Genomic DNA, 22,687 nt, shown 5'->3' on the forward strand with positions numbered 1-22,687 from the left:
GGTACGTTCGAGAAGTGTTCGAGAAAAGGTGGCGTCTTCACGCCACAGACACGGAAGCGGAACCTCCGCTCGCTGCCGTGCTCGGCCAGGCGTCCAGCTCCTCCCGTACCCGCGCGGAGACCGCGGGGTGAACCGGTAGCGCGAGATGGCCTATTCCGATCACCTCCACGTTGGTCGCCGTGAGGTCCGGATGGTGCAGCCGGGCGGACTCGGCCGGGGCCATCCAGTGGTCGAGCCCGCTCCAGAAGCTGACGAAGCGGGTGCGGCAACCGGGGGCGGGCCCGGCGAGCTCGCGCAGGACGGGGGAGTCCGGCCGCATCTGCCGCACCAGCGGATGGAGCCCGGCGAGCGGCACGGCGACCGTCCCGGAGTGCGGTGTGCCGAGCGTGACCACCGTGCGGATGCGCTCGTCGCCGCCCAGCCGCTGGACGTAGTAGCGGGCCACCAGCCCCCCGAGGCTGTGCCCCACCAGGTCCACCCGCCGGTGGCCGGTGCGCGCGCAGACGTCCTCCACGTGCCGGGCCAGCTGCCGGGCGGCGGTCCGCAGGTCGCAGGTCAGGGGCGAGTAGTTGAGCGCCTCGACGTGCCGCCCGCGGCCGAGCGCCCGGCGCAGTAGCACGAACACGGAACGGTTGTCGACGAGGCCGTGCAGCAGCACGACCGGCGGCGGCGCCCACTGCGGCGGCCGACCGCCCGGCCCCCCGGTGCCCGGAGCAGGCGGCCGATCGTCCGCCTCCCGGTCCCCGCCCTGCTGCGCGGCACGGCCCCGGCCCGCCTGCGCCGTGCGGTCCCGATCCGCACGGCCGTGCACTCCGAGCCCTCGCACCGCGAAGTCCTGCGCCGTGCGTTCTCGCGTTGCGCGGTCCCGTGCTTCGCGCCCCTGTGGTGCGAGGTTCTGCGCCTGGAGCCCTCGCGGGGCGGGGCCCTCCGCCCGGTGCTCGTGGCGCGGTTCTCCGCGGTCGGCCGGCGGGTGCGCGTGGCTCGGCGCCCCCTGCTGCCGGGCTTCGTGGGGTGAGCCTCCGGGCTGCGCCGTCCCGTGCCGCACCCTTCCGCGGGGCGGCCGGTCGTCCCGCAGCCGGTGGTCCGCCGTCTGGTGACCCGGGGCCTGGTGACCCGGCGGCCGGTGGTCCGGAGGCTCGGGGCTTCGCGACCCGTCGTCCCCCGGCCCGTCGCCTTGGGCCCCGTCGTCATGGGCGACGAGGCCGCCGGCTCCGCCGTCCCGGCACGGCACACGGCGCTCCTGGGTTACTCCGGTCGGGTACAGCAGAAGGTGCAGCGCCAGGACGGCCACCTCCAGGGCGGTCGCCTTGGCCACGGGTACGCATGAGGGCAGGGCTTTCACGGGCTCGACCTCCGGAGCGGAGGGGCATACGGAGGGCGGCTCCGACCCCCCGTATGCCCTCAGGGCGGGGCCGTCGGCGAGGTGGTGGGGATGGGTCGTACCGCCGTGCCGCGCGGCTGTCGGCACGGGGATACGACACCTCGTCGAGGCTCCTGTTGCGTCCGTCCCAGCCGTGACCGAGGGTCCGCCTGACGCGGGTACGACGCAGAGTGAACGTGTCCCACGTGTGATTTCCCCCTCGCTGCCCGCCGTGAAACTGTCGGGTGCGGGATGCTGTAGATAACGTTCGTTCACCTCCCCGGCATACAGGTACGGGGGACGCATCTGGAGGCAGTGATGGGTGTGACCGGTCCGATCCGCGTGGTGGTTGCCAAGCCGGGTCTCGACGGCCACGATCGCGGCGCGAAGGTGATCGCGCGTGCGCTGCGGGACGCCGGTATGGAGGTCATCTACACCGGGCTGCACCAGACGCCGGAGCAGATCGTCGACACCGCTATCCAGGAGGACGCGGACGCGATCGGTCTGTCGATCCTGTCGGGTGCGCACAACACGCTGTTCGCGAAGGTCATCGAGCTGCTGAAGGAGCGGGATGCGGAGGACATCCTGGTCTTCGGCGGGGGCATCATCCCCGAGGCGGACATCCCGCCGCTGAAGGAGAAGGGCGTGGCGGAGATCTTCACCCCCGGGGCGACGACCGCGTCGATCGTCGACTGGGTGAACGCGCACGTCCGGCACCCCGCCGACGCCGCCTGACCCGTACGGGCACCGCCGGGTCCACAGCGCCCCCCCGAGGCTCTGCGGACAACACCGGGGGGACGACCCGGAAGCCACCCCGTGGAGCCCGGGCGGCTCGCCGCCGCGGTACGGCGCGGCCTCGGGGTCCTCGTGGCGCCGCCGTACGAGATGCGAGAGCGGTACCCGACAGGCGCCAGGCACCATCGGTTTCCCCGGCCGGCCCGGTACGGCGGTCCGTCGCGGTCCCGGGGCACTGCACCGCGTGCGACCGTTCCGCGCGCATGTCCCGCACACGGCGGTATGCCCCTCGCACAGCGGTCGTGGGCCCGCCGTGCGGTGCCGGCCCTGCCGCGCGGGCGGCGCCCCCTGTACGGCGCCGAGCCGACCGTCCGCAGCGGACACGGTCCCGCGGCGCCCCCCGCCGCCCAGTGACGGGCTCCTGCGAGGGGGTGTCCGTAGCGGGCACCTCCGTGCAGGGACCCCCTCGGGGCGCTCGGTTCCGGCAGCGGAGACTCCCCGGATTCACGGCTCCGCGTGGTCGCGGCCCTCGTGGTGCGGCTCGGAGCCCGGCGGCCGAGAAGGCGGCTCCGACGGCTGCGCCAGCTCCGCGTGCATGGCCCCTCTGAGGCGCAGCGTCGCGACGAGGCGGCGGAACGCCTCCGACCAGTAGCCGCCGGCGCCCGGCGAGGCACCCTCCGGTTCGTCGGGCACCACCGTGAGTGGTGCGAGCCGGTCCGCCTCCGCAGGGTCCAGGCATCGTTCCGCGAGGCCCATCACCCCGCTGAAGCTCCACGGGTAGCTGCCCGCGTCCCGTGCGCTGTCGAGCGCGTCGACGACCGCACGCGCCAGGGGGCCCGACCACGGCACCGAGCACGCACCGAGCGTCTGGAACGCCTCCGACAGGCCGTGCACGGCGATGAAGCGCGACACCCACAGGGCCCGTTCCGCGTCCGGCAGCGTCGACAGCAGCGACGGCCGCGCCCCGGTCGGGGCGAGCGGTGCCGGCGCGGGCCCCAGCAGGGCGCGGGACCACTCGGCGTTCCGCTGCCGGACCGCCGCCCGGCACCACGCGGCGTGCAGTTCCTCGCGCCAGTCGTCGGCGACGGGAAGGGCGACGATCTCCTCGGCGGTGCGCCCCCCGAAACGGTCCGTCCACACCGCCAGCGGGGCCGCCTGTACCAGTTGACCCAGCCACCACGAGCGGCGGCCCCGCCCCGCGGGCGGGTTCGCCTCGACACCGTCGCGCCGCATGGCCGCGTCGCATTCGTGCGGCGCCTCCACGGCGATCGCCGCCCCGTCACCGGTGTGGTCCAGGCCGACGCAGGTCGCGGCACGCCGGGCCATGCGGCCGGCCAGCGCCGACCCGGGGAGCGCCGAGAGCAGTTCCGCTGCCGTGGCCCGTACGGTGCGGCTGCGGTCGGCCAGGGCGCGCTCCAGGAACGGCTCGTCCCGGGGTGACAGCCCCTTCCTCAGCACGTCCAGGAACATCAGCCGGTCGTCGGCCCCGTCCTCGCCCCACGTGGAGTCCAGGAGGTCGCGGGCCGCCGCCGCGTCGCGGGCCCGGACGGTCTCCAGCAGCGCCACCCGCTCCGCGAAGAGCCCCTCCTGCCACAGCCGCCGGACCTGTCCGGCATCGGCCGCGTCCGGCAGCGGGAACCCGCCGTGCGAGCCCCGCAGCGCGAACCGCCACTCCTCGTTGAGCCGGGCCAGCCACAGGCCCCGCGGCCCGGCGAACGCCAACACCTGCGGCCGCAGGTCCGTGCGGGCCCGGGCCGCGTCCAGCAGGGCGGGCAGCAGGGCGGCGGGCGCCCGGTAGCCGTGCCGGTTGGCGGCGGCCAGCCACTGCGGCAACAACTCCGTGAGATCCGGGGCCGCACCCCGCCGGCCACCACCGTGGCCCCCGCCGGTCCGGTCGGCGAGCAACTGCGCGAGCCGCCGGCGCGCCGCGTCGGGCAGCGACGGCCGGCCGTCGCCCGGTGCGGGCTCCGGCAGCGGTACCGCTGCCGCGGGACGCAGCCCGGCCCGCCGCCGCACCGTCGCCAGCGCGGCCGCGTCGAGCAGGGCCTCCGGCGCCTCCTGCCCGTCGGCGGCGACGCCGGGCCCCGGCGGGCGGCGCTCGGTGCCGAGCAGCGCCGACGTCACGAGGTCTTCCCACGCGGTCGCGGTCATCTCTACTCCCGGGGGTCAGGGGGCGGGGAAGCGGTGAAGGCGGGCTTGTGGCGCCCGCGGTGGCGGCGGGGTCGTCGTGCCTGCGCCGAGTGCGAAGGGGGTGAGCCCGGGGCGTCCGGGGGGCGTGCGGCGCACGAGGGAGACGGCAGGGGCGGGCCCGGCCGGCCACAGGAGGTCCGTGGAGGCGCATCGGTGAGACGGTCGTGTTCCCGGGTTGTGTGGGGTGTCCGTGAGGCGTGGCGTTCCGTGACCATGTGGGGTGTCCGTGAGCCGGTGGTGTTTGCGTGGTCGTGTGTGGTGTCCGTGCGGCAGTGGTGTTTCCGGGGGCGGTTGCGGGGTGTCTGCCGGGTTGCCGTATCCCCTTTTCTTCTCTCTTGTCGTCTCCGTGGTTGCACGTGGCGGTCGGGGCGCCACCTCCCGACGCGCCCTGCCGGAACGAAGGTGGCGGGTGTGTCCGCCCCGGTGGCGCGCCGACTCGTGCCGGGCCGCTCCCGAAGGGACCGGACCGGCGGCGTCAGGTGAGGGAGACCGGACCGGAAGCATCCGGGCCCCAGGCGGCCAGGGGCGTGAACCCGCGGTGGCCGCACTCGCCGAACACCGTGACCGGTGCTCCTCCCGACAGGGCCGCCAGTCGCCACAGCCCCTGCCCGGAGACCGCGGCGCGGCTCAGGGGCAGGGCCGCGGTGCCGTCCGCGTCCGCCAACTGCCAGCCGCCACCACCCGTCGGGGCGGGTACGGAGTCCCGCAGGGTCACCGGCCAGGAGTCGAGCCACGGGTCCTGACGCAGGGCCAGGCCGTACGCGTGCAACGCGTCTCCGGCTGTTCCCCCCGGCGGGGGCGCTTCCCCCGGGGCGGGGGCCGCGAACTGCCGTCCCAGTTCCGCCCGCAGCCGGCCCGCCCCCGGATACGACGTGACTTCCGCGTCCAGGACCGCACCGACCGGAAGTGCCAGCTCCGGTGCTCTGCCCGCCGCCCCGAAGGACAGCAGCAGAGCCGTGCGCCCCGACCCCTCCCCGTACAGCCATATGCGGCGGGTCGTCAGCCGACCGTCCGGGGTGTCGTACTGGCAGAGAACCAGCCACCGGTCACGGACAGCCGGGCCCTCGGCCGTCGCCGGGAGGCCCACGCGGGTGCGTACCGTCGCGGCCAGCGGGTCGGGCAACCGGTCCACGGACAGCCACGCCCGGCCCAGGAGGTGCGTCAACGCGCTTTCCTCCAGCATCCGGACCGGCCACCCCGGCCCTGAATCCGGTATCGCGGCCAAGTCCCGCGCGCGGCCCGCCAGACCGGGGGCCTGCGCGTCGACCATCCGGCGTGCCGTCTCCTCCCACACCCCCGACTCCGCATGCCCCGCCGATGCCAGGCCCTCCCGCAGCAGATCGGACAACCGCCGCTCCAACTCCTCCGCCCCCGCCGTGACACGGGCCGCCCGGGCCGCCGCCCGCCGCTGCGCCGCCCGTACGTCCGACGGCCCGCGCACGCCGGCACCGGCCGGCCCCACCGCACCGGCCGCTACGGCACCCCCCGCCGCACCCGGCCCCGCGCACAGCTCCTCGCGCCACCGCTCCGCCCACTCCGGGGACGCCGCGCCGGACGGCACCGCCGACGGTCCTGCCGCCCACCGCAGCAACAGCCCCAGCACGTGCCGGCACGCCGACCCGCGGTGCGGGCAACTGCACCGGTACACGGGGCCGGCCGTGTCGACCACCGTCCGGTGCGGCACGCCGCCGCCGTCCTCGCACAAGCCCCAGACGACCCCCGCGTCACTGCACCCCGCCCCCGACCACGCACCCGCCACGTCCAGTCTGCTGCCCGCCCTGCCTGTCGCGGCGTCAGGAGCCAGTGCCAGCGCCTGATCCGCCGTCCAGCGCACCCCCTGCTGATTCATGTCTCCGACCGTAGGACCCGCCACTGACAATCAGGCCGCCGAGCCGGTGCCGCACGCGGGTCACATGGCGGGTGACGTGCGACAACAGCCGATTGTCAGTGGAGTGGTGCACGGTGGATCGCAGACCGGTCGACGCACGCGAACGATCTGGAGGGGGAATCCATGACCATGCCCGGAAACGCCGAGAGGCCCGCCCCGCGGACCGAGGGCGAGGTCCCGCCCGGCGGCACGGCGCTGAGGCCGCACGCCGAGGACGCGTTCGCCCATGAGCTCGCCGCACTGGCCGCCGCGGACGACCGGCCCCGGCCGGAGCGCTGGCGCCTGTCGCCCTGGGCCGTCGCCACGTACCTGCTCGGCGGCACCCTGCCGGACGGCACCGTGATCACACCCAAGTACGTCGGCCCGCGCCGCATCGTCGAAGTCGCGGTCGCCACCCTCGCCACCGACCGGGCACTGCTCCTCCTCGGCGTGCCCGGCACCGCCAAGACCTGGGTCTCCGAGCACCTGGCGGCCGCCGTGAGCGGCGACTCCACCCTCCTCGTCCAGGGGACCGCAGGAACACCGGAGGAAGCCATCCGCTACGGGTGGGACTACGCCCGCCTCCTCGCCCACGGCCCGAGCCGCGACGCCCTCGTGCCCAGCCCCGTCCTGCGCGCCATGGCCCACGGCATGACCGCCCGTGTCGAGGAACTCACCCGCATCCCCACCGACGTCCAGGACTCCCTGATCACCGTCCTGTCCGAGAAGACGCTGCCCATCCCGGAGCTCGGCGAGGAGGTGCAGGCGGTGCGCGGTTTCAACCTCATCGCCACCGCCAACGACCGCGACCGGGGCGTCAACGACCTGTCGAGCGCGCTGCGCCGCCGCTTCAACACCGTCGTGCTCCCGCTGCCCGAGACGGCTGAGGCCGAGGTGGAGATCGTCACGCGGCGCGTCGAGCAGCTGGGGCACTCCCTCGACCTGCCCGCCACCCCCGACGCGAGCGACGAGATCCGGCGCGTCGTCACCGTGTTCCGCGAACTCCGCGACGGCGTCACCGCCGACGGCCGCACCCGACTCAAGTCGCCGTCGGGCACGCTGTCCACCGCCGAGGCCATTTCCGTGATCACCGGCGGGCTCGCCCTGGCGAGCCACTTCGGGGACGGCGTCCTGCGCCCGGGGGACATGGCCGCCGGCGTCCTCGGAGCCGTCGTCCGCGATCCGGCCGCCGACCGTGTCGTCTGGCAGGAGTACCTGGAGACGATCGTGCGGGAGAGGGACGGCTGGAAGGACTTCTACCGCGCCTGCCGGGAGGTGTCCGCATGACCCCGGCGACGACACACGACGCCGTGGGGGGCCGGCCGCTGCTGCTCGGGGTGCGGCACCACGGACCCGGATCCGCCCGCGCCGTGCGGGCGGCACTGGACGCGGCGAGGCCGCGGGCCGTGCTCATCGAGGGGCCGCCCGAGGGAGACGCCCTCGTGGCGCTCGCCTCCGACGAGGCCATGCGCCCGCCCGTCGCCCTGCTGGCCCACGCCGCGGACGACCCGGGCAAGGCCGCCTTCTGGCCCTTCGCCTCCTTCTCCCCCGAGTGGGTCGCCCTCCGCTGGGCCCTCGACCACGGGGCCGCCGTCCGCTTCGTCGACCTGCCCGCCGCCCACACCCTCGCCCTGATGGGCGACCCGACCTGGGACGAGGAGGACGACGAGGACGCGGAAGCGGGCGACGGTGGCGACGCCGCCGCCCGCCGGTCCGACCCGCGCGGCGACCCCCTGGCCACCCTCGCCCGGGCCGCCGGGCACGACGACCCCGAGCAGTGGTGGGAGGACGTCGTCGAACACCGCGGCCCGTACGGGAGGACGCCGTCCCCACCCCTGCCGGACGGCTGCCCTGCCACCGGACCCGCCGCGGGCCACGAGGCCGCCGACCCCCTCGCGCCGTTCGCGGCCGTCGCCGAGGCCCTGGGCGCACTCCGCGAGACGTCCGACGGGCCCGCCGGGGCCTCGGGCCGCGACGCGCTCCGCGAGGCCCACATGCGGCTGCGGATCCGGGCCGCCCGCAAGGAGTACGGGAACGGCGTCGCCGTGGTCTGCGGGGCCTGGCACGTGCCTGCGCTGGACACCCGCGCCACCACCGCGACCGCCGACCGGGCCCTCCTCAAGGGACTCCCGAAGGTGAGGACCGAGACCACGTGGGTCCCCTGGAGCCACCGCAGGCTCGCCCGCCGTTCCGGCTACGGCGCCGGGATCACCTCGCCCGGCTGGTACGCGCACCTCTACCACGCCCCCGACCGGCCCCTCGAACGCTGGATGACGAAGGTCGCCCACCTGCTCCGCGCGGAGGACCGCCCCGTGTCCTCCGCCCACGTCATCGAGGCCGTACGGCTCGCCCGCACCCTCGCGGCCGTGCGGGGGCGCCCCGCCGCCGGACCGGCCGAGACGACCGACGCCGTACGGGCCGTGATGTGCGACGGCTCCGACGCCCCCCTCGCCCTCGTCCGCGACCGGCTCGTCGTCGGGGACGCACTGGGCGAGGTGCCGGGCACCGCCCCCGCCGTACCGCTGCAACGCGACCTGGCCCGGCTCCAGCGCAGCCTGCGGCTCAAGCCCGCCGCCCAGGAACGCGAACTCGACCTGGACCTGCGCAAGGACACCGACGCCGCACGCAGCCGCCTGCTGCACCGGCTGCGCCTCCTCGGTGTCGACTGGGGCGTCCCCGCCGCCGACCGCGGCGGCACCGGCACCTTCCGGGAGGGCTGGCGGCTGCGCTGGGAACCGGAACTGCACGTGCGGGTCGCGGAAGCGGGCCTCTGGGGCACGACCGTGCTCGCCGCCGCCACCGCGAAGGCCCGGGCGCAGGCCGCCTCCGCACGGTCCCTCACCGACGGCACCGCGCTCGCCGAACACTGCCTGCTGGCCGACCTGCCCGAGGCCCTGCCCCGCGTGATGCGGTCGCTCGCCGACCTGGCCGCGCTCGACGCCGACGTCGGCCGCCTCGCCAGGGCCCTGCCCGCACTCGCCCGCGCGCTGCGGTACGGGGACGTCCGCTCGACGGACACCGCGGCACTCGCCGAGGTCGCCACCGGACTCGCCCTGCGCGTCTGCGTCGGCCTGCCGCACGCCTGCACGGGCCTCGACGCGGACGGGGCCGCGGAGATGCGCGGCCACCTCGACGCCGTACACACCGCGATCAGGCTCCTCCCGGACGCCCGCGGCGTCCGTGCCCGCTGGGACGCCGCCCTGCGCGGACTCACCGGGCTGGACCGCGTCCCCGGGTCCCTGCGGGGGCGTGCCGCCCGCCTCCGTCTCGACGCCGGACGGCTCCCCGAGGACGACGCCGCCCGACTCATGGCCCTCGCGCTGTCACCGGGAACGCGACCCGCCGACGCGGCCGCGTGGATCGAAGGCTTCCTCGGCGCGGCCAACGGCCAGACAGCGCGGCAGGACCGGTCCGGAGGTCTCCTCCTGCTCCACGACGAGCGGCTGCTCGGGCTCGTCGACGGGTGGCTGACGGGCGTGCCCGCGGACGCGTTCACCGACGTGCTGCCGTTGCTGCGCCGCACGTTCTCGACGTACGACACCGGCGTACGGCGCAGCCTGGGCGAGCGGGTGCGGCGCGGGCCGGCAGCCGGGGGCGCGCGTCCCGCACTCACCGAGGACGGCGCCCCGGGGTTCGGGGCGGGGCTGGACGAGGCCCGTGCCGACGGGGTGCTGCCCGTGCTGCGGCTGCTGCTCGGCGGCGCGCCCGGCCGGGGGGAAGCGATCGGGGTGGGCCGGTGACCACGACGAACGAGCGGAGCGAGGACGAGGAGCGGCTGCGCCGCTGGCGCCTGGTCCTCGGCGGCGGCGCAGCCGACGGAACGGAACGTGCACTTGCCGGCACGGACGCCGCCGTGGACGGCGCGTTGACCGCCCTGTACGGCGAGGACGCGGGCAGGGGCGGCGAGCGGCCGGGGCGCGGGCCGCGCTCGGCGGGGCTCGGTGGCTCGGCGCCGTCCGCCGCCCGCTGGCTCGGGGACATCCGCACCTACTTCCCGCGCTCCGTCGTCCAGGTGATGCAGCGCGACGCGATCGACCGGCTCGGCCTGGCGGCGCTGCTGACCGAGCCGGACGTGCTGGAGGCCGTGGAGCCGGACATCCACCTGGTGGGCACCCTGCTCTCCCTCGCCCACGTCATGCCCGAGACGACGCGGGAGACCGCGCGGGCCGTCGTCCGCACCGTCGTGGAGGACCTGGAGAAGCGGCTTTCGGCGCGTACGCGCGTCACCCTCACGGGCGCCCTCGACCGCAGCGCCCGCACCGCCCGACCGCGCCACCAGGACATCGACTGGCACCGGACGATCCGTGCCAACCTCGCGCACTACCTGCCGGAGCACCGCACCGTCGTCCCCGAGCGGCTGGTCGGCCACGGGCGGGCCTCGCGGACCGTGAGGAAGGAGGTGGTGCTGTGCGTCGACCAGTCGGGCTCGATGGCGGCGTCCCTCGTGTACGCCGCCGTGTTCGGGGCCGTGCTCGCGTCCGTGCGGTCGTTGTCGACCCGGCTGGTCGTCTTCGACACCTCCGTCGCCGACCTGACGGACCGGCTGCACGACCCGGTCGACGTGCTCTTCGGCACCCGGCTGGGCGGTGGCACCGACATCGACCGGGCGCTCGCCTACTGCCAGTCGCGCATCACCCGCCCCACCGACACGGTCGTGGTGCTCATCAGCGACCTGTACGAGGGCGGCATCCGGGACGGGATGCTGAAACGGGCGGCGGAGATGACGGCCTCCGGGGTCCAGGTGGTGGCGCTGCTCGCCCTCTCCGACGACGGTGCCCCCTCGTACGACCGCGAGCACGCCGCCGCGCTGGCCGCGCTGGGCGTGCCGGCCTTCGCCTGCACCCCCGACCGGTTCCCGGAGGTGATGGCCGCGGCGTTGGAGCGGCGCCCGATACCGGTTCCCGAAGGCGCGTGACACCCCGGCGTGCGGAGCCGTGCCGGGCACCGCCCGCAGGCCGGGCCGCGCTCGGCCGCCCTCGCCCGCGTACGGCCCCCGCCGCTGCCGGCGGTGCTGGTGCCGGTACCCGGACTCGCCCGGTGGCTGCCGGGGCGGCCGGTGCCGTCTGCTGTGGCCGGACCCGCCCGCTCCGCGGTGTCGCGGTGGCCGGACCGCCCGCCGCCTTCGGGGCATGCCCGATCACCCGTCCGTGCCTGCCGCGTCACCCGTCGGCGCCCTCGCCGGGCCAGCGGTCCCGGGCGTCGCCGGAGGTCGGTGCGTCGTGAGAGCCGTCACGCCGGAGCGCCTCGGCCGACCGCCGGATCTGGTACGAAATCCGCAGCGGCGGGCGGCCTCACACCAGGTGGGACCGCCCGTTTGAGGTGACTGTGCGATTCCCTGCTGTGACAGGTATCACCACACCGGTGTGATCTGTGATTTAGGGACCCACGGCGTCCGGGGATAACCTGCGGGACGGACATGCCGCGTCACACGGACACCGTGTACGCCCTCCCTCAGTGACAGAGCAGTCACGTTGCCCTCCGCCCGCACCCCGGGCGCGCGGCACGCCCACGCATGAAAACGAACCGCGATCACCAGAAAAGGGACGGACGCGCGTGGACCTGTTCGAGTACCAGGCGAGGGACCTCTTCGCCAAGCACGGTGTACCGGTGCTGGCCGGTGAAGTCATCGACACGCCTGAGGCGGCGCGCGAGGCCACCGAGCGTCTGGGCGGCAAGTCGGTCGTCAAGGCGCAGGTGAAGGTCGGCGGCCGCGGCAAGGCCGGCGGCGTGAAGCTGGCGGCCACTCCGGACGAGGCCGTCGCGCGGGCGACGGACATTCTCGGCATGGACATCAAGGGCCACACGGTCCACAAGGTGATGATCGCCGAGACCGCTCCGGAGATCCTTGAGGAGTACTACGTCTCGTACCTCCTCGACCGGACGAACCGCACCTTCCTGGCCATGGCCTCGGTCGCGGGCGGCATGGACATCGAGGAGGTCGCCGCCACGACCCCCGAGAAGCTCGCCAAGGTCCCGGTCGACGCCAACGAGGGCGTCAGCATCGAGAAGGCCCGCGAGATCGTCGCGCAGGCGCAGTTCCCGGCCGAGGTCGCCGAGAAGGTGGCCGAGGTCATGGTCACCCTGTGGAAGACCTTCGTCGCCGAGGACGCCCTCCTCGTCGAGGTCAACCCGCTCGCCAAGGTCGCCTCCGGGGACGTCATCGCCCTCGACGGCAAGGTGTCCCTGGACGAGAACGCGGACTTCCGCCAGCCCGAGCACGAGGCGCTCGTCGACAAGGCGGCGGCCAACCCGCTGGAGGCCGCGGCCAAGGCCAAGAACCTCAACTACGTCAAGCTGGACGGCGAGGTCGGCATCATCGGCAACGGCGCCGGCCTGGTCATGTCGACCCTGGACGTCGTCGCCTACGCCGGTGAGGCGCACGGCGGCGTGAAGCCCGCCAACTTCCTGGACATCGGCGGCGGCGCCTCGGCCGAGGTCATGGCCAACGGCCTGGAGATCATCCTCGGCGACCCGGACGTCAAGTCCGTCTTCGTCAACGTCTTCGGCGGCATCACCGCCTGCGACGAGGTCGCCAACGGCATCGTCCAGGCCCTGGAGCTGCTCAAGTCCAAGGGCGAGGACGTCACGAAGCCCCTGGTCGTGCGCCTCGACGGCAACAACGCGGAGCTGGGTCGCAAGATCCTGTCGGACGCGAACCACCCGCTCGTGCAGCGCGTGGACACCATGGACGGCGCGGCCGACAAGGCCGCCGAGCTCGCGGCTGCGAAGTAATAGGGACGAGGTCACAGACACACCATGGCTATCTTCCTCAACAAGGACAGCAAGGTCATCGTCCAGGGCATGACCGGCGCCACGGGCATGAAGCACACCAAGCTCATGCTGGGTGACGGCACCAACATCGTTGGTGGCGTCAACCCGCGCAAGGCCGGCACGTCCGTCGACTTCGACGGCACCGAGGTTCCCGTCTTCGGCTCCGTCGCCGAGGCGATGGAGAAGACCGGCGCCAACGTCTCCGTCCTCTTCGTGCCCCCGGCCTTCGCCAAGGCGGCCGTCGTCGAGGCCATTGACGCCGAGATCCCGCTCGCGGTCGTCATCACCGAGGGCATCGCCGTCCACGACTCCGCGGCCTTCTGGGCGTACGCGAAGTCGAAGGGCAACAAGACCCGCATCATCGGCCCGAACTGCCCCGGCCTCATCACGCCGGGCGCGTCGAACGCCGGCATCATCCCGGGCGACATCACCAAGCCGGGCAAGATCGGCCTGGTCTCGAAGTCCGGCACGCTGACCTACCAGATGATGTACGAGCTGCGTGACATCGGCTTCTCGTCCTGCGTCGGCATCGGTGGCGACCCGGTCATCGGCACCACCCACATCGACGCCCTGGAGGCCTTCGAGGCCGACCCGGAGACCGAGCTGATCGTCATGATCGGTGAGATCGGCGGCGACGCCGAGGAGCGTGCGGCCGACTTCATCAAGGCCCACGTCACCAAGCCGGTCGTCGGCTACGTCGCGGGCTTCACCGCGCCCGAGGGCAAGACCATGGGCCACGCCGGCGCCATCGTCTCCGGCTCCTCCGGCACCGCGCAGGCGAAGAAGGAGGCCCTGGAGGCCGCGGGCGTCAAGGTCGGCAAGACGCCGACCGAGACGGCCAAGCTGGCGCGCGAGATCCTTGAGGGTCGCGCCTGAGGCTCCGCCTGAGCCGCTTTCCGTGCGGACCGCAGGGACCGTACGACGCGTGGGCCCGTTCCCGGTGACGACCGGGGGCGGGCCCGCTCGCATGCGGGGGCGGTACGCGTCCGGGGGCGTGCGTACACGGTGAGGCCGGGGGCTGGCAGCGGTCCGTCGAGCGAGGTGTGCCGGGCAGTGGTCGTCCGCGGCACGGCGGGCGGTCCCCCGTCCCCGACGGCGCCCGCAGGATCTCCCACCCGGCGGACGCCCGGATCGCGGACGCACCGGCCACGAGCGTGCGGCCCGCGCCGCACGCCGTGCGTGATCGGCCCGGGCGCCGTCCAGCCGGCTGCCCGCCGGGCCGGCCAACGGACCGCCTGCGGGGCTGTCCACCGGAACGGCCCCGGATGCCGTCCAGCCGACCGCTCGTCGGGGGCCGCCGGCGTCCCGGCTGCGCCGAGGCCGCCCCACCGACGCCGCGGAGGGACCGGCCGCGCCCTGTCCGCCCCTCCCGCCGTGGCCGCGTCACGCCGGTCGCGGGGCCGGATAGACCGCCGGGTCCGTCCGCGTGCGGAACGGGCGGCCGTCCGGTCACCGGGCGTCGGGTACGAGACGGGGCGGCCCGGTCACGGACTCCTTGTCGAGCCGCTCGCGCAGCTTCCGGTCCGCGGTGGTCAGCTGCGGCGGGCCGCCCAGGGCCGGTGGCACCCCCGCCACCGCCTCGCCGGGTGCGATCACCGGTTCGTACCGGGTCGGCGCGGTCGCCAGGGTGAAGGCGGTCGCCGCCGCGATCAGGGCGGTCATCGCCGCCGTGCCGCGCACCCACAGCCGCACCCGCCGCTCGCCGCCCGAGCGGACGGCGGCGGGCGGGGCCAGGGGCGGCGCCGGACCGTCGGCCAGCAGGGCGGCGAGCCGCTCCCGCAGTCGCCCGGCCGAGGCGAGCTCGGGCAGCAGCCCCGCGACGGCCTCGCGGGCGTGCAGCAGCCGGTGGGCCGCGGCGGGGGTGCTGGCCTCCGTCTCGGCCGCGGTCTCCGGGAGGCCGAGGCGCAGCCCGTCGAAGAGCAGCAGGGAGCGGCGGTACGGGGCGGGCAGGGCGAGCAGGGCCGTGCGGAGCTGCCGGTCGTCCCCCTGGTCCTGCGGTTCCGCGGCCCGGGTGTGGCCGAGGCGCAGCCTGTGCCAGGGCGACAGGGCGTGGTCGTGTGCCGCCGCCCGTACCCAGCCCGCGGGATCACGGTCCACCGCGACCTCGGGCCACCGCTCCCATGCCTGGTGGAAGGCCCGTTCCACGGCCTCGCGCGCCAGCTGCCGCCGGCCGGTCAGCAGGTACGCCTGCCGGGCGAGGGAGGGGGCGACATGCGCGTACAGCGCGTCGAAGGCCTCGACGGGCGAGGGGCGCGCTGCGGGGGTCGCGGACGCCCCGGACACCGCGGAAGGCGCGGACCGTACAAGCTGGGCGGAAAAGTACATAACCGTATCTTGAGCGACACAACGGGCGTACGCCCGTTACATGGCTACAGCGCGTGTCGTTGGCAGCATGCTTCCGTGACCGAGTTGACGCGCGACCCGTCCGCCCCGACCCCGCCGCCGAGTCCCGCGGCGCCGGCCGCCCCCGAGCCCGCTGCCGCCGCGTCGCCGCCTTCCGCGTCGGCGTCACCGCCGCAGCCCGCGCCGTCCTCGCCGCCTCCCCGGCCGTCCGCTCCGGCGCCCGTGTCCCGGCCGGCCGCTTCGTCCGGCACGCCTCCGCAGCCGGCCCCGCCCGCGTTCCGCCCGTCCCCGACCCCGCAGGCTGCACCGGCTCCGTCTGCGTCCCCGGCGTCGTCCGTGGTGTACGGGGGGAGTGCTTCCGCCGCGGCAGCCGTGTGCCTGGTGCGCGGGGTGATCGCCGCGGGCCTCGGGCTGGGCGGGCTGGCCGTGCTGGTGATCGTGGCGTGGATCAGCTCCCCGTACCCGGACAGCGGCCCCGGAGGCGCCCTGCGCGTGGCGGCGGCGCTGTGGCTGCTGGCGCACGGGACGGAACTGGTGCGGCCCGACACCCTGGCCGGGGCCCCGGCGCCGGTCGGTGTGGTGCCGCTGCTGCTCGCGGCGCTGCCCGTGTGGCTGGTCTACCGGACGTCGAGGGACGCGCTGGACCCGGGGGACGCGCGGGCCCGTCCCTCCTCGCCCGGCGTCGTGGCCGCCGTCACCGCGGGCTACCTGCTGGTCGCCGTCGGGGCGGTGGCGTACACCCGGGACGGGGCGCCGACCGCCGCCGCGGCGAGCGCGGCGCTGCACGTGCCGTGGGTGGTGCTGCTCGCGGCGGCCGCCGGCGCGTGGACCGCCCGGGGGCGCCCCCTGGGGCCGCTGCCCCCGTGGCTGCCGCAGTGGGTGCGGTGCGCCCCCGCACGGTCGCGTTCCCTGGTGGCGGTACGGGCTGCGGGCGGCGCCCTCGCGGTCCTGCTGGTGGGCGGGGCGCTCGTGGCCGCCGTCGCGGTGGGCTGGCACGCGGGGGCGGCGCGGGCGTCGCTGACGGGCCTGTCCGGCGAGTGGGGCGGACGGGCGGCCGTCCTGGCGCTGGTCGTGGCGCTGCTGCCGAACGCGGCGGTGTGGGGAGCGGCGTACGGCCTGGGCCCCGGCTTCCTGCTGGGCACGGGCGCGGCGGTGACCCCGCTGGCGGTGAGCGGTGACGTGGCCGTACCGGACTTCCCGCTGCTCGCCGCGGTGCCGGAGGGAGCGGCCCGCGGCGGCTGGCTGACGTGGTCGGTCGCGGTGGTGCCGGTGGCCGCGGGCCTGGTCGCGGCGTGGCGCACGGCAGGTGCTGCGGCGCCCCCGCGGGCCCGCGGCGACGAGGCCTGGGGCCTTCGCGGAACGGCAGCCACCGTCCTGCTGGCCGCGGTCCTGTGCGGTGGTGTCACCGCGGCGCTGGCGGCGGCCGCGGGCGGTCCCCTCGGCCGGGGGCGGCTGGCCGCGTTCGGCCCGGTGTGGTGGCAGGCGGGCGCGGCGGCCCTGGCATGGACGGCGGTGATCGGCGTCCCGGTGGCGCTGGCGCTGCGCGCTTGGCGGGTACGGGACCGGTCCGGGGGCGGCGGCTTCCCGGGTGCGGCTCCGGAACCGGCCGCGGCTGCGGCGCACGCGCCCGTCACCCCGCCCGGCCCCCAGCAGGGCCGGCACGCGCAGGGCGGCGCTGAGGTCCGGGAGGAGGAGGTGCCGCACGGGCGCGACGAACGCGGGGAACCGGCGGTACGGCCGGCCGCCCGCGAGGCCCTGCCGGAGGAGGAGTCGGACGCGTACGGGGCGCTGCCCGCCGCATGGGAGGACCCCGACGCCCGGCGGGCCAGGTGGGCGGCGCTCAAGGAAGCCGGCGGGGGCCTGCTGGACCCCGCACCGCCGGAGGAGGCCCCGCAGCCGGAACCGGCCCGGGACCACGCGTGGGACGACCCGCTGGGCCTCGACTGGGCCCCGGCCCGCGACCAGCGGTAGACGACTCGGGGGCGGTCGGGGCCCCTGCCGCGACGGCCGGGTCACTGGTCGCCCACGGCCCCGGTCGGCCGCCGGGCCCGCGCCGCAAGCCGCGCCTGCCCCGCACCGTCCGGTACATCGCCCCGCAACGCCCCGCAGCAAGCGGCACCTGCCCCGCACATCGCCCCGCAACACCTCGCCCGGGCGGGCCCACGACGTGCCTGGGGAGGGTGCGCCGCCAGGGTGACCGGGCGGCCGCCCCGCGCACGCCGTGGGCGTGGCGGCGGGCTACTCCTCAGGGACGCCCATGTAGTCGCGCAGCGGCTCCGGCAGGAGTTCGTTGCAGGCGACGCGGCCGTCCTTCGTCAGCGCGTCGTCCACGCACGCGTAGTAGTCCCGGTAGACCAGTTGCAGCGTGAGCGTCGACGCGATGATCACCAGGGCCAGTGACGCCGTGATGATGCCGCTCACCGCCGCGGTGGTCTGCGAGCGGGCCGCCGCCGCGGGCCCCGCGGCGCCGGACGCCGCCGTGGCCCCCGCGCCCGCCGTGTCCCGGCCGGCCGGGCCGCCCGGCGACGGCGCCTTGCTGCGGGCGCGCAGCGAGCTCAGCCCCCAGTACAGGGCCAGCGCCGCCAGCAGCAGCGCGAGCTCCTGGAAGCGGAAAACGGCGAAGAAGAACCCCCACATGCCGCTGAGCAGGGCGTAGCGGGCGCGCCGCTGGGCCGGGTCCGTCGGGTCCCAGCGCAGTTGCGGGCCCTCCGGGCGTCCGGGGCCCTGGCCGCCGCCCCAGGGGCCGTTGCCCCCCGGTCCGTCGCCGCCCTGACCGCCCTGACCGCCGTTCCCGCCGAAGCCGCCGGACGACCGCCCCGGCTGGTGCGCGCTCCACCGGCCCCCGGGCTCCTTGGAGCCGCCCTCGTCCTGGCCGCCGTCGTCCCCGTCGCCCTCACCGGACCGGTGCCGCGGCTGCCAGGGCTGGTCGGGCCTGCCCTCCGGCGGCGGCGCGAACGGGTTGCTGTCGTCGGTGGACTGGCGTTCCCGCGGCAGGAGGTGGGTGGCCGTGCGGCGGCGTCGGTCCGGCATGTGGTGAACGTCTTCCCCTCAGACCCGGGGCAACGGGCGCCCGCGGATCTTGTGTTGTCGTGTCCGTCCGTACGTCCGGACGGCTCCCGCCCCAGACGCTACCGCCCTGGTCCGCCCCCGTCCCGTGGGGGAGGGACGCCGTGCCGGTATCGTTGCTGACGGTCGGCTCCTTCGTAGAGTTCCCCGTATCCGAGGGTGCGACGCGTTTGTACGACCACACAAAGCCGAACGGAACAGCGAAAAGAGTCCCCCCGTGGCTGCCGCCGCCCCCGCCCGTGTCGTCGTCCTGGTCTCCGGATCGGGGACGAACCTGCAGGCTCTGCTCGACGCCGTCGCCGCCGACCCCGCAGGATTCGGTTCCGCCGTCGAGATCGTCGCCGTGGGCGCGGACCGCACCGGCATCGCCGGTCTGGAGCGGGCCGAGCGCGCCGGGCTGCCGACGTTCGTGTGCCGGGTGAAGGACCACGACAGCCGTGACGCGTGGGACAGGGCCCTCGCCGAGGCGACCGCCGCGTACGCGCCCGACCTCGTCGTCTCCGCCGGCTTCATGAAGATCGTCGGGAAGGAGTTCCTGGCGCGCTTCGGCGGGCGGACGATCAACACGCACCCCGCCCTCCTGCCCGGTTTTCCCGGTGCCCACGGGGTGCGGGACGCACTCGCGTACGGCGCGAAGGTCACCGGATGCACCGTCCACTTCGTCGACGACGGCGTCGACACCGGCCCGATCATCGCCCAGGGCGTGGTCGAGGTGCGGGACACGGACGACGAAGCCGCTCTCCATGAGCGCATCAAGGAAGTCGAGCGCAGGCTGCTCGTCGAGGTCGTGGGGCGTCTGGCCCGGCACGGCTACCGTATTGAGGGACGAAAGGTTCATGTCGGTGAATAAGCCCATCCGTCGCGCGTTGATCAGCGTCTACGACAAGACGGGTCTGGAGGAGCTGGCCCGCGGGCTGCACGAGGCGGGCGTCGAGCTGGTCTCCACGGGCTCCACGGCCGCGCGGATCGCCGCGGCCGGCGTGCCGGTCACCAAGGTCGAGGAGCTGACGGGCTTCCCGGAGTGCCTGGACGGCCGCGTCAAGACCCTGCACCCGCGCGTCCACGCCGGCATCCTCGCGGACCTGCGCCTGGACGCGCACCGCGAGCAGCTCGCCGAACTCGGTGTGGAGCCCTTCGATCTGGTCGTCGTGAACCTCTACCCCTTCGAGGCGACCGTCGCGTCCGGCGCGGGCCCCGACGAGTGCGTGGAGCAGATCGACATCGGCGGCCCGTCCATGGTCCGCGCCGCCGCCAAGAACCACCCGTCCGTCGCCGTGGTGACGTCCCCGGCCCGGTACGGCGACGTCCTCGCCGCCGTCGCGGGCGGCGGCTTCGACCTGGCGGCCCGCAAGCGGCTGGCCGCGGAGGCGTTCCAGCACACCGCCGCCTACGACGTGGCCGTGGCGTCCTGGTTCGCCTCCTCGTACGCCCCCGCCGACACGGCGGCCGACAGCGGTTCCGCCGCCAGGCGCTTCCCGGACTTCGTGGGCGGCACGTACACCCGCAAGAACGTCCTGCGCTACGGCGAGAACCCGCACCAGGACGCCGCGCTGTACGTCGACGGCAAGGGCGGCCTCGCCGAGGCGGAGCAGCTGCACGGCAAGGAGATGTCCTTCAACAACTACACGGACACGGAGGCCGCGCGCCGCGCCGCGTACGACCACACCGAGCCGTGCGTGGCGATCATCAAGCACGCCAACCCCTGCGGTATCGCCGTCGGCGCCGACGTCGCCGAGGCCCACCGCAAGGCGCACGCCTGCGACCCGCTCTCCGCGTTCGGCGGCGTGATCGCCGTCAACCGCCCGGTGTCCGTCGCCATGGCCGAGCAGGTCGCCGACATCTTCACCGAGGTCATCGTCGCGCCCGACTACGAGGACGGCGCCGTCGAGGTCCTGGCCCGGAAGAAGAACATCCGCGTGCTGCGCTGCCCCGACGCCCCGTCCGCGCCCGTCGAGTTCAAGCCCATCGACGGCGGTGCGCTGCTCCAGGTCACCGACCGTCTGCAGGCCGACGGCGACGACCCGGCCACCTGGACCCTCGCCGCGGGCGAGGCCCTGTCCGGGGCCGGGCTGGCCGAGCTGGCGTTCGCGTGGCGGGCCTGCCGGGCCGTCAAGTCCAACGCCATCCTGCTCGCCAAGGACGGTGCCAGCGTCGGCGTCGGCATGGGGCAGGTCAACCGCGTCGACTCCGCCAAGCTGGCCGTCGAGCGCGCCGGCGAGGAGCGGGCCCGCGGGGCGTACGCCGCGTCGGACGCGTTCTTCCCCTTCCCCGACGGCCTGGAGATCCTGACGGCGGCGGGCGTGAAGGCCGTCGTGCAGCCGGGTGGTTCGGTCCGCGACGAGCAGGTCGTCGAGGCAGCCAGGAAGGCGGGCGTGACGATGTACTTCACCGGCACCCGCCACTTCTTCCACTGACGCCTTCCCGGTCGATGTGACCGTGCGGCGCCGGACGCCTCCCCGTGAGGCGTCCGGCGCCGTCGCGTCTCACCTCGGCGGAGGGGCGGCACGTGACCGTCTTCTCGTGGTGGCCCGGTGCCTTGGTCCGGCAGCGGTGGGGATCGGCGCCCTTCCCCGGCGTGACGCACGGGCTGTCACCGGGGAGGCCGCGACGCCCTCCACCCTGACGGACCCCTCGCAGCCGTTGATCCCTGGAGCGGCCGGTCGGCAGGCTGTGCGTACCCGTTCACCGCGGGGGTGGCGCAGCGGTGCTCTCGGGGCCGGTCGCCGTCGCCGTGCCCGCCCCTGGTGCGGGGGCTGCCGAAGGACGGCGGGACGGGTCTGAAGGCCAGGGCGGGGGCGTCCCCGTACAGGTGCGAGCGCGGGCGTGCCCACGGCTGCGGCATCCGCCGCTGGGCGGGCGGTTGCGGACCCCGCCGGCCTCATGGGCAGGGCCCGGGCCGCGAGGTCACCGATCGGTTCGGTGAGGGTCGCGGACCGGGCCCCGGTGAGCCGCTCGTCGGCTCGGCGGCCTCAGTGGCGCGGGCGCTGGAACCAGGCGGCGCCGTCCCGCTTCGCCACGAAGACGATGACCAGGATCAGCAGCACCAGGTGCACCAGGCTCAGCGGGAAGAACGGGTAGATGCTGAGCACCAGGCCGATCGACGCGTACACGATGATGCCGATGCGGGCGCCGTTGCCGCCCTTGCCGCACTGCAGGGCCATCGCGACGGACGCCGCCATGTAGAGGACGGCGACGACGATCAGGGCGTAGACCACGCCGGTGCCCATGTCCATGAGCTCGTTGAAGCCCTCGATCTGCTGGGCCTCGGGGTCGTCCTTGACGGAGTTGATCGCGGCCACGCCGAAGCCGAGGAGCGCGACGCCGAGGAGCTGCAGGCCGGCGATGACCCACATCATGACCTGGGCGGCCTTGACGCCACCGGGCATCTGCAGGGGGGCGGCCGGGTAGCCGCCGGGGCCGCCGAACTGGCCCGGGGCCTGGGGGTAGCCGTAGCCGGGCTGCGGCTGCTGGTTGCCGTAGGGGTTGTTGGGGTCGCCGAAGCTCATGGCGGACTTCCTCCGTGGGTCGTGCGGGGACGCGCGGCCCGCGCGGAGGAACGGCACTTCGGCGTATACGCAAACGGAAATCTGCGTATCGCGGCCGCCAGTCCCCCCGGCACTGCCCGCGGCATTGCGCGGATCATCGTGTTATTTCGAACGTCCCTTTGTCCAGTCGTATAGATGATCGGACGCTGGATTGTTGTGCACATGGAATGTTGCGGCACGGCGGCCGTCCCGCGGTCTTCTGCCGGACGCACCGGACACGCGTCATTCCGCCGCCGCCCGCACACGCCACGTACACGGACCTGTACACATCCGTACGGATCTCCGCGGCCGCACCGGGGAATTGGTGGAGCACGGCGTCCATCCGGGAAGATGGGGCGCATGAGCGCCCAGATTCTCGACGGCAAGGCCACCGCAGCCGCGATCAAGTCCGATCTCACCGCCCGCGTGGCCGATCTGAAGGCCAGGGGCATCACACCGGGGCTGGGGACCCTGCTCGTCGGCGAGGACGTCGGCAGCCAGAAGTACGTGGCGGGCAAGCACCGCGACTGCGCGCAGGTCGGCATCGCGTCGATCCAGCGCGAGCTGCCCGCGACGGCGACGCAGGAAGAGATCGAGGCCGTCGTCCGCGAGCTCAACGAGGACCCGGCGTGCACCGGCTACATCGTGCAGCTCCCGCTGCCCAAGGGCATCGACACGAACCGCGTGCTGGAACTGATGGACCCCCCCAAGGACGGGGACGGACTGCACCCCACGAACCTCGGCCGCCTGGTGCTCGGCGTCCCCGCGCCGCGGCCCTGCACGCCCGCCGGCATCGTCACGCTGCTGCGCCGCCACGGCGTGGAGATCGCG

General features: G+C 75.2%; 15 protein-coding genes and 1 pseudogene. 10 read left to right on the forward strand and 6 right to left on the reverse strand.

Going from position 1 to position 22,687, the window contains the following annotated elements; translation table 11 throughout:
- Positions 1–37: 37 nt before the first annotated feature.
- Positions 38–721, reverse strand: a pseudogene (locus tag BJP40_RS14050) (esterase/lipase family protein); the annotation flags it as partial.
- A 957-nt stretch (positions 722–1,678) separates the two neighbouring features.
- On the opposite strand from BJP40_RS14050, the gene BJP40_RS14055 reads away from it, so the two are divergent.
- Positions 1,679–2,095: a cobalamin B12-binding domain-containing protein gene (locus BJP40_RS14055; protein WP_071264759.1), complete on the forward strand. Its 417-nt coding sequence runs from the start codon at positions 1,679–1,681 to the stop codon at positions 2,093–2,095.
- A 504-nt stretch (positions 2,096–2,599) separates the two neighbouring features.
- Here BJP40_RS14055 and BJP40_RS14060 read toward each other — a convergent pair.
- Positions 2,600–4,246, reverse strand: a complete 1,647-nt coding sequence (locus BJP40_RS14060; protein ID WP_071280658.1) for a DUF5691 domain-containing protein — start codon at positions 4,244–4,246, stop codon at positions 2,600–2,602.
- Between the two features lie 514 nt (positions 4,247–4,760).
- Positions 4,761–6,134, reverse strand: a complete 1,374-nt coding sequence (locus BJP40_RS14065) for an SWIM zinc finger family protein (RefSeq protein WP_226962499.1) — start codon at positions 6,132–6,134, stop codon at positions 4,761–4,763.
- A gap of 168 nt (positions 6,135–6,302) precedes the next feature.
- Here BJP40_RS14065 and BJP40_RS14070 point away from each other — a divergent pair, with 168 nt between their 5' ends.
- From BJP40_RS14070 to sucD, 5 genes are all read left to right on the forward strand, one after another.
- Entirely contained in the window at positions 6,303–7,439 is a 1,137-nt protein-coding gene (locus tag BJP40_RS14070) for an AAA family ATPase (RefSeq protein WP_226962885.1), read from the forward strand.
- On the forward strand, positions 7,436–9,892 hold the full coding sequence (locus BJP40_RS14075; RefSeq protein WP_071280659.1) for a DUF5682 family protein: 2,457 nt from the start codon (positions 7,436–7,438) through the stop codon (positions 9,890–9,892). The genes BJP40_RS14070 and BJP40_RS14075 overlap by 4 nt, the downstream gene beginning before the upstream one ends.
- Complete coding sequence (locus tag BJP40_RS14080) at positions 9,889–11,067, forward strand: VWA domain-containing protein (RefSeq protein WP_071280660.1); 1,179 nt, start codon at positions 9,889–9,891, stop codon at positions 11,065–11,067. The genes BJP40_RS14075 and BJP40_RS14080 overlap by 4 nt, the downstream gene beginning before the upstream one ends.
- A 638-nt stretch (positions 11,068–11,705) precedes the next feature.
- Positions 11,706–12,884 (forward strand): ADP-forming succinate--CoA ligase subunit beta, encoded by a 1,179-nt coding sequence (sucC, locus tag BJP40_RS14085; RefSeq protein WP_071267100.1) that lies wholly within the window; start codon positions 11,706–11,708, stop codon positions 12,882–12,884.
- Between the two features lie 24 nt (positions 12,885–12,908).
- Positions 12,909–13,799 carry a succinate--CoA ligase subunit alpha gene (sucD, locus tag BJP40_RS14090; RefSeq protein ID WP_071267102.1) on the forward strand — a complete coding sequence of 297 codons (891 nt, stop codon included), beginning with the start codon at positions 12,909–12,911 and terminating at the stop codon, positions 13,797–13,799.
- Positions 13,800–14,372: 573 nt separating this feature from the next.
- Here sucD and BJP40_RS14095 read toward each other — a convergent pair.
- Positions 14,373–15,248, reverse strand: a complete 876-nt coding sequence (locus BJP40_RS14095; protein ID WP_226962498.1) for a sigma-70 family RNA polymerase sigma factor — start codon at positions 15,246–15,248, stop codon at positions 14,373–14,375.
- A gap of 408 nt (positions 15,249–15,656) precedes the next feature.
- Here BJP40_RS14095 and BJP40_RS14105 point away from each other — a divergent pair, with 408 nt between their 5' ends.
- Positions 15,657–17,237 carry a DUF6350 family protein gene (locus BJP40_RS14105; protein ID WP_143065948.1) on the forward strand — a complete coding sequence of 527 codons (1,581 nt, stop codon included), beginning with the start codon at positions 15,657–15,659 and terminating at the stop codon, positions 17,235–17,237.
- 267 nt (positions 17,238–17,504) lie between these two features.
- Here the strand turns inward: BJP40_RS14105 and BJP40_RS14110 are convergent, their stop codons facing one another.
- A complete protein-coding gene (locus BJP40_RS14110; protein ID WP_071280664.1) occupies positions 17,505–18,296 on the reverse strand; it encodes a hypothetical protein in 792 nt (263 codons plus the stop codon).
- Positions 18,297–18,549: 253 nt separating this feature from the next.
- Between BJP40_RS14110 and purN the strand changes: the two genes are divergently transcribed.
- Positions 18,550–19,182, forward strand: coding sequence for a phosphoribosylglycinamide formyltransferase (gene purN, locus BJP40_RS14115; protein WP_071280665.1), 633 nt, complete (start codon positions 18,550–18,552; stop codon positions 19,180–19,182).
- Complete coding sequence (gene purH / locus BJP40_RS14120) at positions 19,169–20,746, forward strand: bifunctional phosphoribosylaminoimidazolecarboxamide formyltransferase/IMP cyclohydrolase (protein ID WP_071280666.1); 1,578 nt, start codon at positions 19,169–19,171, stop codon at positions 20,744–20,746. The genes purN and purH overlap by 14 nt, the downstream gene beginning before the upstream one ends.
- Before the next feature lie 555 nt (positions 20,747–21,301).
- Here purH and BJP40_RS14125 read toward each other — a convergent pair.
- On the reverse strand, positions 21,302–21,838 hold the full coding sequence (locus BJP40_RS14125) for a hypothetical protein (protein WP_071280667.1): 537 nt from the start codon (positions 21,836–21,838) through the stop codon (positions 21,302–21,304).
- A 378-nt stretch (positions 21,839–22,216) separates the two neighbouring features.
- Here BJP40_RS14125 and BJP40_RS14130 point away from each other — a divergent pair.
- Positions 22,217–22,687, forward strand: a 471-nt coding sequence (locus BJP40_RS14130) for a tetrahydrofolate dehydrogenase/cyclohydrolase catalytic domain-containing protein (protein WP_305727966.1), incomplete at its 3' end; no start/stop codon positions are given.

Source organism: Streptomyces sp. CC53 (assembly GCF_001865245.1).
Lineage (GTDB): Bacteria > Actinomycetota > Actinomycetes > Streptomycetales > Streptomycetaceae > Streptomyces.

What these genes read in the sequence shown, in the direction of transcription:
- BJP40_RS14055 (WP_071264759.1), top strand. Translation starts at nt 1,679, where the DNA reads ATGGGTGTGACCGGTCCGATCCGCGTGGTGGTTGCCAAGCCGGGTCTC.
- BJP40_RS14060 (WP_071280658.1), bottom strand. Translation starts at nt 4,246, where the DNA reads ATGACCGCGACCGCGTGGGAAGACCTCGTGACGTCGGCGCTGCTCGGC.
- BJP40_RS14065 (WP_226962499.1), bottom strand. Translation starts at nt 6,134, where the DNA reads ATGAATCAGCAGGGGGTGCGCTGGACGGCGGATCAGGCGCTGGCACTG.
- BJP40_RS14070 (WP_226962885.1), top strand. Translation starts at nt 6,303, where the DNA reads ATGCCCGGAAACGCCGAGAGGCCCGCCCCGCGGACCGAGGGCGAGGTC.
- BJP40_RS14075 (WP_071280659.1), top strand. Translation starts at nt 7,436, where the DNA reads ATGACCCCGGCGACGACACACGACGCCGTGGGGGGCCGGCCGCTGCTG.
- sucD (WP_071267102.1), top strand. Translation starts at nt 12,909, where the DNA reads ATGGCTATCTTCCTCAACAAGGACAGCAAGGTCATCGTCCAGGGCATG.
- BJP40_RS14095 (WP_226962498.1), bottom strand. Translation starts at nt 15,248, where the DNA reads ATGTACTTTTCCGCCCAGCTTGTACGGTCCGCGCCTTCCGCGGTGTCC.
- BJP40_RS14110 (WP_071280664.1), bottom strand. Translation starts at nt 18,296, where the DNA reads ATGCCGGACCGACGCCGCCGCACGGCCACCCACCTCCTGCCGCGGGAA.
- purH (WP_071280666.1), top strand. Translation starts at nt 19,169, where the DNA reads ATGTCGGTGAATAAGCCCATCCGTCGCGCGTTGATCAGCGTCTACGAC.
- BJP40_RS14125 (WP_071280667.1), bottom strand. Translation starts at nt 21,838, where the DNA reads ATGAGCTTCGGCGACCCCAACAACCCCTACGGCAACCAGCAGCCGCAG.